The following is a 6,936-nucleotide window of genomic DNA, read 5'->3' as shown; positions in this document are numbered from 1 at the left end:
TTATATCTATTACTACAATAATAAACGGATTAAAACAAAACTGGCCGGAAAAACTCCGGTTCAATACCGAAATCTTTCCGACCAGCTAGTTGCTTAAACTTCTCTCCAATTTTTGGGGTTCAGTTCATGGTCGCTTTTTATTATTAAATATAATCACGATAATTTTAATAAAATATTAGATAAATTCGCCGAATGTGTATAATAAGTTGACATTTTAGAAAAAAAGCAATAACATTTGAATATCGAATATTTCGATGTTCGAAATAAATTTTGGAAGGAGCACAACTGTGGCAGTTCTATCTACGACAGAGATTATGGATTTAATTCCAAATCGTTATCCTATCTTGTATATGGATTATGTTGACGAGATGACTCCAGGAGAATCATTAGTTGCAACGAAAAACGTCACAATTAATGAACAATTTTTCCAAGGACATTTCCCAGGTAATCCAGTGATGCCAGGAGTGCTAATTATTGAATCATTAGCGCAAGCAGCTTCGATTTTAATTTTATCGTCACCACAATTTGTTGGTAAAACAGCTTATATGACTGGAATCGATAACGCGAAGTTTAAGAGAATGGTTAAACCAGGTGATACAGTGAAATTACACGTTGAATTTGGTAACTTACGTGAAAATATGGGAACAGTGCAGGTTAAAGCAGTGGTTGATGGTAAGTTGGCTACTAGCGCTGAACTAATGTTTGTCGTTTCACCTGAAGATAAGTCAGCCAGTGACACGGAGAAATAAGTATGACCGCACATGAAGAAGACTCTTTTGAAAAAATGAATGAATCCTTAGTAGATGTCTTTAATAATGTGATGTGGATTGAAGAAGCGTCACTGCGTAAGTCACGTTTTAAGGATATTTCTATTAAGGATATGCATACGATTGCGGCGATCACGATGTATGACACACGGACCGCTTCACAATTATCGCAAACGATGCATCTAACACCTAGTGCAATGACTAGTGTGATTGATAAGCTTGAAAAAAAGGGTTATGTGGTTCGTACTCGTGATAGCAAGGATCGACGTGTTGTTCGAATCGGATTGACGCATAAAGGACGTACTGTTTTTCGTGCTCATGAGGCCTTTCATCGTGGCATGGCCCATTCATTGTTTGATTCATTAGAGGAAGGTGAAGCACCCGTGGTTGAAAAGGCCGTTGGTGACTTACAAGATTATCTTCATGAGCTAATACAGTTTTAATTGAGGACATTATGGAACGATTTACAATTGTTGAGTCCGCTCACGTGGTACCTGAACGTATTGTTACAAACGATGAATTGGCAACGTTTATGGATACGTCAGACGAATGGATTCATTCACGAACAGGTATTCACCAACGGCATATTGTGTCAAATGAGAATACTAGCGATTTGGCAACAGCCGTTGCTAACAAGCTCTTGGCACAAGCTGATTTATCAGCAGATCAACTAGATTTTATTGTTGTTGGGACAATGTCACCAGACCACCTAACACCAAGTGTTGCGCAACAAGTTCAAGGTCGGATTGGGGCAACGAATGCTTTTGCATTTGATTTGTCAGCGGCTTGTTCGGGCTTTGTGTATACGCTTAGTATGGCTAGTAAGTTACTAGCAACTAATTATCAACGTGGTTTGGTCATTGGTGCTGAAGTGCTAAGTAAGCTAGTAGATTGGGAAGACCGTTCGACAGCCGTTCTTTTTGGAGATGGTGCTTCAGGCGTTTTGTTACAGCAGGCTTCAACAGAGACTGGTTTATTAGCAGAATCGCTAAAAACCTATGGTAATCAATCAGAGTTCTTGACAGCGGGTCGTCAGCAAAATACGAATCATTTTGTTGGTAACATTGTGACAGCAGATCCCTATTTTCATATGAACGGACGTGAAGTTTATAACTTCGCAACTCGCCAAGTACCGGTTGTTTTATCCGAGGCATTGGAGAAAGCACAATTAACGGCAAATGACATTGATGTGTATGTACTACATCAAGCAAATGCCCGAATTATTGCCAGCATTGCAAAAAGGTTTGGTCAACCGATTGAGAAATTCCCAATAAATGTGACCGACTATGGTAATACCAGTGCAGCAAGTATTGGTATATTGCTTGATGAACTACGGACAAATGGTGTGGTTCATCAAGGACAAAGGATTGCTTTAGCTGGTTTTGGTGGTGGCCTGACTGCAGGTGCCCTAATTATCCAGTTATAATTTATAACAATTAATTTACTATTTTAATAAACGAAAAAGAGGAAAAGAACATGACTGAAACAGAAATTTTTAACAAAGTAAGCGAAATCTTGGTTGACCAATTTGATTTAGAAGATGATGAAATTAAACTAACAACTAACTTAAGCGAAGATATTGATGCAGATTCACTTGATTTGTTCGAAGTTTTGAACCGTGTTGAAGATGAATTTGATATTAAGTTGGCTGTTGCTGAAGAAATTCAAACGGTACAAGATTTGGTTAACAAGGTAGCAGAACAAGTAAACGCCTAAGTAGTCGACGTAGTTAGAAGGGACGATATTATGAGCTTTGAGCTAAATAATCCACTTTTTGAAAAGTTGGGCATGAAGTATCCTATTATCCAAGGCGGTATGGCTTGGGCTGGAACTGGTCATTTGGCTGGATCGGTTTCAGAGGCTGGTGGATTAGGTATTATCGGAACTGGATATTGGAAGGCTGACAAAGTACGTGAAGAGATTCACCGTGCTCGTGAAGTAACGGATAAACCTTTTGGGGTTAACGTGATGCTATTGTCACGTCATATTCGTGAAGTATTCGATGTTGTGATTGAGGAAGGTGTGAAAGTCGTTGCTACTGGTGCCGGCGATCCATCACCTTTTATTGATGAGTTGCACAGTCATGGTATTTTAGTCATTCCGGTTGTTCCATCCGTTGGACTTGCCAAAATGATGGAAAAGAAGGGCGTTGATGCCGTTGTTGCCGAAGGTATGGAATCTGGTGGCCACATTGGTAGTTTGACGACAATGACGCTGATACCTCAAGTTGTCGATGCTGTTGATATTCCAGTTATTGCTGCTGGTGGAATCGGGGATGGACGTGGTGTTGCAGCCGCCTTCATGCTTGGTGCATCCGGTGTGCAAATGGGAACGCGTTTCTTAGCATCTGAAGAATCAGAGGTCCATGAAAACTTTAAGAACGCAGTTGTGAAAGCTAAGGATATTGATACATTAGTGACTGGTGAAATTATGGGAAACCGTGCTCGTGTGCTAAAGACAAAGATGTCAAAGAACTTTGTTAAGCAAGAACGAGTTGAAATTCAAAAGCCCAAGCCAGATGCTGACGCTATTGAGGATTTGGAAAACGGTTCACTACGCCGTGCGGTGATTGATGGTGATAAAACTACTGGTGCTTTCATGGCTGGACAAGTTTCTGGATTGATTAAAGAATTAAAGCCAGTGTCACAAATTTTGTCAGAGACCTGGTCTCAGGCAGAGAATCTTTTGAAGTAACAATATTGGAGGACATATGAAAATTGGCATTTTAATGAGTGGACAAGGGGCTCAAAAAGTTGGCATGGGTGCTGATTTATACGAGCAAGTTCCTGCTTATAAAGAAACCATTGATGAAGCTAGTCATGTGCTAGGTTATGACATCATGTCAACTATTGTTAATGATGAAGAAAATGTTAAACAGACAAAGTATACCCAACCAGCAATTCTAGCGATGAGTACTGGTATATACCGAGCACTAGCTGATGTTATGCCAAAACCACAAGCAACTCTTGGCTTGAGTCTAGGTGAGTATAGTGCTTTGGTAGCAGCTGATGTATTAACTTTTGATCAAGCAATGCGGATTATCAAAGATCGTGGCGCTTATATGCAACAAGCTGGTGAAGATAATCCTGGTAAGATGGTTGCCGTTATGACAGATGATCAAGATTTGGTCATTGCAACGATTAAAAAGTTACAAGCAGCTGGTAAACGTGTTTATCCAGCAAATTATAATACATTTAATCAACTAGTTATTGGTGGTGTTGAGGCAGATGTGGATGCTGCAGTAGCGGCATTGACAGATGCAGGCATTGAACGAATGGTTGCGTTGCCGGTTTCAGGACCGTTCCACACACCATTGATGCAATCAGCAGCTGATCAATTGACAACGCGTATCGCAGATGAAAACTTTGCACCGATGGCATTTGATGTTTATTCAAATACGACAGGTGAGAAGTTTTCAGATGTTAAAGCGACATTATTAGATCAGATTGTTTCACCAACTTACTTTGCACAAGCATTGCAAGCAATGGTCGATGATGGTGTTGATACATTAATTGAATTTGGTCCAAGTGATACGCTTTATAAATTTGCTCGTAAAATTGTTGGTAAAGATATCAAACGTTATAAGGTCACTAATTTCAAGACGTATCAAGAAGTGCGGAACATGCTAGCAGCAGAATAGGAGACGAAGTGATGAATCTCGAAGGGAAAACAGTCTTAGTTACAGGGTCAACCCGTGGTATTGGTTTGGCCATTGCCCAAGCTTTTGATAAAGCTGGCGCACGTGTCATTTTGCACGGCCGTTCAGCTCCCAAAGCAGAGGTATTAGCTAAATTTAGTGAAGATACAATGGCGATTACAGCAGATATTGCCGACGATGCGAGTGTTAAAACAGCATTAGATGGGTTATTCGCTGAAATTAAAGGGATTGACATTCTGGTTAACAATGCTGGAATTGTGAATGACAAACTCACAATGGGAATGAAGTCAGCAGATTTCGCACAGGTTGTAAATACTAACTTAAATGGGACATTCAATGTCACGCAACCTGTGTTTAAGAAGATGTTGCGTGCCCGTACTGGACAGATTATTAACATGGCTTCTGTTGTTGGTTTGATGGGCAATGTTGGTCAGGCCAATTACGCTGCTTCTAAGGCAGGTATCGTTGGATTAACCAAGTCTCTTGCTAAGGAAGGTGCAATGCGTGGTATTCGTGTGAACGCCATTGCACCAGGTATGATCGACTCAGATATGACGAATGCCTTATCAGATAAAGTGAAAAATCAAGTGCTGGAAGCAGTACCATTAAAACGGTTTGGTGAAGCAACTGAAATTGCACATACAGCTGTTTTCTTGGCTCAAAACGATTACATTACCGGCCAAACAATTACGGTCGATGGTGGATTATATATTTAAGCAACGCATACGTGCGCTTTTGCACTTATTTATTTTTATTGACTTTTTTCGTACGTATAGAATTGCTAAAACATAAAGGAGAACAAGATGACACGAGTTGTTATTACAGGTTTGGGTGCTGTTACACCCGTTGGAAATAGTACTGAAGACTTTTGGAATGGTATTTTTAACGGTGAAGTTGGTATTGCACCAATCACAAAATTTGATGCAACAGAAACAGGTGTGACTGTTGCTGGTGAAGTTAAAGACTTTGATCCTTCTGCACGCGTTGGTAAGCGTGAATCACGTAAGATGGATCTATTTTCACAATATGCTGTTCATGCGGCTGGTGAAGCACTTGAACAAGCAGATTTAGCTGATGGCGTTGATAATCCAGACCGTTTTGGTGTGATTATGGGAACTGGTATTGGTGGTTTAACAACTATCGAGCAACAAGTTATTAAGATGCATGATAAAGGGCCAAAGCGTGTAAGCCCAATGTTTGTACCTAATGCTATTCCTAATATGGTTTCTGGTAACGTTTCAATGCGTTACGGTGCTAAAGGAATTAACTATACGGTTTCTACAGCATGTGCCAGTGCCACAAATGCGATTGGTGAGGCTTTCTGGCGTATCCAATCTGGTAAGATGGACGTCATGATTACTGGTGGGGCAGAAGCTTCAGTTAATGAGATGGGGATTTCAGGATTCGCCGCTTTAACAGCTTTGTCAACTGAACCAGATCCATTAAAAGCTTCAACACCATTTGATGTTAACCGTCATGGATTTGTATTAGGAGAAGGTTCAGGTGTATTGATCCTTGAATCATTGGAGCACGCTCAAGCACGCGGTGCCAATATTATTGCTGAAATTGTTGGTTATGGTTCAAATGCTGATGCTTATCACTTAACGAGCCCAACCCCTGATGGTTCAGGACCTGCTGGCTCAGTTAAATTAGCATTGGATGATGCTGGCATTCAACCAGAAGATATCGATTATGTAAATGCCCATGGAACAGCTACTGGTGCAAATGATGCAGCTGAATCAAAGGCAATGGAAGCTATCTTTGGTAAGAATGGTGTTTTGGTGTCTTCAACTAAGGGAATGACCGGTCATCTATTAGGTGCCGCTGGGGCGATTGAAGCCATTGCAGCTATTGGTGCGCTTGTTCGTGAAGAATTGCCAGTTAATGTTGGCCTTACTGAACAAGATCCTGAAACTGCTGGTGTGACTCTAGTCAATGATGATAATAGGCATGTTGCACCAAATTATGTGCTATCAGCAAATTATGGGTTTGGTGGTCATAATGCGGTGGTTATTTTTAAGAAATGGAGTGAAAAGTAATGGGTTTGCAATTAGACGAAATTCGAACGTTAATGCAAGACTTAGAAAAAAGCTCATTGCGTGAATTTTCATTACAATCAGAAGATTTTAGCTTACATTTAAGTAAGAATGAGATGACACAGCCAGTTGTCACAACACCTGCTCAGCCAGAAACAACTGAGCAAGCTGTGACAACTGATAAGAAAGTAGCTGAAGGAACTGATGACTTGGGCGCTGATAATAGCGTCTTAGTTGAAGCACCTTTGGTTGGAACGGTTTACTTGAAGCCAAAGCCAGATGCCGCTCCTTTTAAAGAGGTTGGCGATCATGTGCAAGTTGGTGAACAAGTTGCTATTATTGAAGCAATGAAATTAATGACCCCCGTTAAAAGTGAAGTGACAGGTGTGATTAAAGAAATCTTGGTTGAAGAAGAAGATGTTGTTGATTACGGACATGCTTTGTTCCGTGTCCAACCGGATGACTAGGAGGATTT

Annotated in this window: 10 protein-coding genes; all 10 read left to right on the top strand. The window is 40.6% G+C overall.

Annotated elements, in window-relative coordinates:
* Positions 1-4: 4 nt before the first annotated feature.
* Positions 5-97 carry an IS3 family transposase gene (locus NGR58_RS04930; RefSeq protein WP_407077141.1) on the top strand — a complete coding sequence of 31 codons (93 nt, stop codon included), beginning with the start codon at positions 5-7 and terminating at the stop codon, positions 95-97.
* A 190-nt stretch (positions 98-287) separates the two neighbouring features.
* The gene (gene fabZ, locus NGR58_RS04925; RefSeq protein WP_115470906.1) at positions 288-749 is read left to right on the top strand and encodes a 3-hydroxyacyl-ACP dehydratase FabZ; all 462 of its coding nucleotides are present in this window, start codon (positions 288-290) and stop codon (positions 747-749) included.
* 2 nt (positions 750-751) lie between these two features.
* On the top strand, positions 752-1,210 hold the full coding sequence (locus tag NGR58_RS04920; RefSeq protein ID WP_075269308.1) for a MarR family winged helix-turn-helix transcriptional regulator: 459 nt from the start codon (positions 752-754) through the stop codon (positions 1,208-1,210).
* An 11-nt stretch (positions 1,211-1,221) separates the two neighbouring features.
* Positions 1,222-2,193, top strand: a complete 972-nt coding sequence (locus NGR58_RS04915; RefSeq protein ID WP_258088517.1) for a beta-ketoacyl-ACP synthase III — start codon at positions 1,222-1,224, stop codon at positions 2,191-2,193.
* Positions 2,194-2,243: 50 nt separating this feature from the next.
* The gene (locus NGR58_RS04910) at positions 2,244-2,483 is read left to right on the top strand and encodes an acyl carrier protein (protein ID WP_075269310.1); all 240 of its coding nucleotides are present in this window, start codon (positions 2,244-2,246) and stop codon (positions 2,481-2,483) included.
* A 30-nt stretch (positions 2,484-2,513) separates the two neighbouring features.
* Entirely contained in the window at positions 2,514-3,461 is a 948-nt protein-coding gene (locus NGR58_RS04905; RefSeq protein WP_258088516.1) for a DUF561 domain-containing protein, read from the top strand.
* Positions 3,462-3,477: 16 nt separating this feature from the next.
* Entirely contained in the window at positions 3,478-4,407 is a 930-nt protein-coding gene (locus NGR58_RS04900; RefSeq protein WP_258088515.1) for an ACP S-malonyltransferase, read from the top strand.
* Positions 4,408-4,418: 11 nt separating this feature from the next.
* On the top strand, positions 4,419-5,141 hold the full coding sequence (locus NGR58_RS04895) for a 3-oxoacyl-ACP reductase family protein (protein WP_258088514.1): 723 nt from the start codon (positions 4,419-4,421) through the stop codon (positions 5,139-5,141).
* 87 nt (positions 5,142-5,228) lie between these two features.
* Positions 5,229-6,464 (top strand): beta-ketoacyl-ACP synthase II, encoded by a 1,236-nt coding sequence (fabF, locus tag NGR58_RS04890; protein WP_258088513.1) that lies wholly within the window; start codon positions 5,229-5,231, stop codon positions 6,462-6,464.
* Positions 6,464-6,928, top strand: a complete 465-nt coding sequence (accB, locus tag NGR58_RS04885; RefSeq protein WP_258088512.1) for an acetyl-CoA carboxylase biotin carboxyl carrier protein — start codon at positions 6,464-6,466, stop codon at positions 6,926-6,928. Before fabF ends, accB begins: the two co-directional genes overlap by 1 nt.
* Positions 6,929-6,936: the final 8 nt, after the last annotated feature.

This window comes from Weissella fangxianensis (genome assembly GCF_024718545.1).
In the GTDB taxonomy this organism is placed as follows: domain Bacteria; phylum Bacillota; class Bacilli; order Lactobacillales; family Lactobacillaceae; genus Weissella; species Weissella fangxianensis.
This window is presented reverse-complemented; position numbering and strand designations above follow the sequence as displayed.

Coding starts and splice junctions, on each gene's coding strand:
- NGR58_RS04915 (WP_258088517.1), top strand. CDS start 1,222: ATGGAACGATTTACAATTGTTGAGTCCGCTCACGTGGTACCTGAACGT.
- accB (WP_258088512.1), top strand. CDS start 6,464: ATGGGTTTGCAATTAGACGAAATTCGAACGTTAATGCAAGACTTAGAA.
- NGR58_RS04920 (WP_075269308.1), top strand. CDS start 752: ATGACCGCACATGAAGAAGACTCTTTTGAAAAAATGAATGAATCCTTA.
- NGR58_RS04900 (WP_258088515.1), top strand. CDS start 3,478: ATGAAAATTGGCATTTTAATGAGTGGACAAGGGGCTCAAAAAGTTGGC.
- NGR58_RS04910 (WP_075269310.1), top strand. CDS start 2,244: ATGACTGAAACAGAAATTTTTAACAAAGTAAGCGAAATCTTGGTTGAC.
- NGR58_RS04895 (WP_258088514.1), top strand. CDS start 4,419: ATGAATCTCGAAGGGAAAACAGTCTTAGTTACAGGGTCAACCCGTGGT.
- fabF (WP_258088513.1), top strand. CDS start 5,229: ATGACACGAGTTGTTATTACAGGTTTGGGTGCTGTTACACCCGTTGGA.
- NGR58_RS04905 (WP_258088516.1), top strand. CDS start 2,514: ATGAGCTTTGAGCTAAATAATCCACTTTTTGAAAAGTTGGGCATGAAG.